Raw genomic sequence first — 3,004 nt, forward strand, 5'->3', positions numbered from 1 at the left:
TGTGAATTTTGGCTGCCTACTTACAGAAAAAATTTACCTGTGCTTACTCCTGGTGCTAAATATATGGATGATTATGTGAAATTAATGGGGGTTAATATTGTGAAAGTTATTCATAGTTATATTGAGGGATAATTAACTACATGGCTTGATCTTAATTAAGAATTTAGCGATCGCTTCTCCATATTAGCTTGCTAATTATGAACTACTTTTTCTTGTGTTGAATAAAAAGTCATGCGTAGGGGCGAACAACCAACAACTATACTTAGACTATCACCATTTTTTCTTATGTGCAATGAGAAATCCTACATTTTTGGTGCTACGTGTAATGACAGTTGTGGGTTTAAATTTGGGAGCTTGGCAATGACGATTTTGATGAGTGGCGGTCGTCGAATTTTACTCATCTATATTAGCGATCGCTTCTCCATTTTACTGTGTTGATTATGAGCTGCTTTTTTTTGTTGAATAAAAAGTCATTATTGGGGGCCAGAGACCGCCAATATATTTATACTATCACCGTTTTTTCCGAGGTGCAATCAGAAATCCTATATTTTTGGTGCTTAGTGCAATGACAGTTGTGGGTTCAAACTTGGGTGTCTAGGAATAACGAAATGAGTAGCGAGGGTCGAATTTTACTCATCTATATTAGCGATCGCTTTTCCATTTTACTGTGTTGATTATGAGCTGCTTTTTTTTGTTGAATAAAAAGTCATTGTTGGGGGCGAGAGACCGCCAATATATTTATACTATCACCGTTTTTTCCGATGTGCAATCAGAAATCCTATATTTTTGGTGCTGAGTGCAATGACAATGGTTGTTGGTTCAAAGTTGGGAGTATGGAAATGACAATCTGGATGAGTGGCGGTCGTCGAATTTTAGTTTTATTTGTATAAAAAAATGCTGAAAACCCCGTGCTTTTAAGCCGGGGATGAAAGCTTATCGCAGGTACTAACCATGCAGAGAATTTCTGATTAATTGTTCTAAATATTCCGAAGCACTCGTCTTACTCCTAGCTGCTTTTTCTTGTATTCCTTGCCACGCATAATCAGTTAACCACACGCCACGTCTTTCAAAAGTATTGATTTGTAATTGTTTTAGGATTTTGTAACTGGTCAGTTATTTCCGCCATCTTGCACTAGCCATTGACAAATAGTAAAGAGAAAAGATTGAAGTCATTTCAGTTATCAGTTATCAGTACCTCTGCAATAAGGAGGCTTGAAATATGGAACATTCTCTTTTTTTTTATCCCCTTAAAAAGGGAGGCTTTAGACCAGAATTTTTCGGTAAGAAGAGGGAGTTTATTAAGATATAAGGAGAAGAAAGTTTTTTTGTCACACTCTTATCCGGACATGAAGCATAAAAAAGAAATAAATCCTTATTAGTCAATCCTATCTCTTCTAAAGATAGACAATTGTTAATTGTTGAACCAACACCTAAAACCCCGGTTCATTTCATTCTAGATTTTGGTAATAAATTTATTGATTTTCAGACAGCGAAAGATAAATTGCCTCAAGCTTGAAATAAGGGGGTTTCCTCAATACATAAAATGGCAAAGTTTAGAATAAAACTGCTCTGCCTAAAACCTCAAACCTTCTTCTACCTCTCAAGGCAATGAATTAATAGCTGATAGCTGACAGCTGAATGCTTACTTTCTACCAATTAAATTTCATTCCCAAATATTCTTCTAAACGCTGATTATGAGGTTGAAAATAATCACTTAATTTTTGTCGAAGTGACTCACTAATAGAAGAATAAGAACCAGCATTTAATTTTGGATAATCTGGTATTTGATAATCTGGCAAACCTAGAAAATCGAAAACTTGCTTCATCGTACTTGCCGAGTCACGATAAAAGTCTTCACTTTTCAAAATTAGTAATTGTTCTCTAGGAAAAATAGCTAACCATTTCTTGAGGAATTCTACATATACCCCAGAAGCTATATAATCTCCTGCAAAATTCCAATAATTAGGATGAGAAATTTTGCTTATTTTTTCAAGTTGAGAATTAATTGCTACTTCACAAGAACGAAATTCTTTATTTAAACGTACTTGATGATAGTAATGAGAAATTGCTCGATCGACAGGATTTCTCATAATGATAATTAGTTTGGTTTTGGGAAAAAAATGAAAGATTCTACAGGCGGCATATTGAGCATCAAAATAGGTAGTGCTTGCTTCTCCAGTTAGAAATTTTTTTGAGTTTGAAATGGGAGGGAAATGTGCCCGATACCAATCTATACCTCTATGGAAATTGAAAGACCAAAAATGTATTTCTTTTTTGATGGCAGGTAAAATTTGGGGATGTTTAGTTATATAGCTATAAAGAGAGGTGGTTCCTCCTTTGCCTACTCCAATAATTAGAAAGTTGGCTTCTGATAATTTTTCTGAGTTCCAGTGTTGTTTAACAAAGGTGGGATGGGTTTTATAAATATAATTTTTAGAGGCTATTTGATAATATTTTATCGCTTCATTAATTCTGCCTACTTGAGTTAAAGCTTCTGCTAAGTTTAGGTAAGTGGAAACTGAATTATTTTGATTTTCAATAAGTTTCTGAAATAAATTTACTGCCTCCTCAAGTTTGCCTAATTTTTCAAAAGTTTCCCAGAGACGAGTATCAGACCACCAAGCAAAATCAGGATTAATTTCTATGGCACGATGGTAGGCAATGGAAGCTTCTAACCATTTTTGTTGTTGGGTTAAAACTAATCCTAGATAATAGTAAGATTGACTATCTCGATTAGTTTCTACAGCAGCATAATATGAGTTTAAATCTTGTTCTAGTTGAATTTTTTGCCGTAATATTTTCTCTAATTCCTGAAAGATATCTATTTGATGTTTACTAGGGAATATTTCTCGCAACATATAATAGATAATGATGGCTCCCGAAATCTGATTTGCTTGTGCTAAAGCTGTTCCTAATTTTAAGTATAGTTCTGGATTTTCTCTGATAAGATACAGTGCTTTTTGATAAATAGGATATTGGTCTGGATTTTTAATAGCTTGACAAA

Annotated in this window: 3 protein-coding genes; 2 read left to right on the forward strand and 1 reads right to left on the reverse strand. The window is 34.2% G+C overall.

Annotated elements, in window-relative coordinates; all coding sequences use genetic code 11:
- Window positions 1–231: 231 nt before the first annotated feature.
- Together F6K13_RS26095 and F6K13_RS26100 are read left to right on the forward strand one after the other, a co-directional pair.
- Window positions 232–438: a hypothetical protein gene (locus F6K13_RS26095; protein ID WP_124144404.1), complete on the forward strand. Its 207-nt coding sequence runs from the start codon at window positions 232–234 to the stop codon at window positions 436–438.
- Window positions 439–761: 323 nt separating this feature from the next.
- On the forward strand, window positions 762–890 hold the full coding sequence (locus tag F6K13_RS26100; protein ID WP_282433636.1) for a hypothetical protein: 129 nt from the start codon (window positions 762–764) through the stop codon (window positions 888–890).
- 759 nt (window positions 891–1,649) lie between these two features.
- On the opposite strand, the gene F6K13_RS26105 is transcribed toward F6K13_RS26100, so the two are convergent.
- Window positions 1,650–3,004, reverse strand: a 1,355-nt coding sequence (locus F6K13_RS26105) for a sulfotransferase domain-containing protein (protein ID WP_287288862.1), incomplete at its 5' end; no start/stop codon positions are given.

The organism is Okeania sp. SIO2B9 (assembly GCF_010672505.1).
Classification (GTDB): Bacteria; Cyanobacteriota; Cyanobacteriia; order Cyanobacteriales; family Microcoleaceae; genus Okeania; species Okeania hirsuta.

Coding starts and splice junctions, on each gene's coding strand:
- F6K13_RS26095 (WP_124144404.1), top strand. CDS start 232: ATGCGTAGGGGCGAACAACCAACAACTATACTTAGACTATCACCATTT.
- F6K13_RS26100 (WP_282433636.1), top strand. CDS start 762: ATGTGCAATCAGAAATCCTATATTTTTGGTGCTGAGTGCAATGACAAT.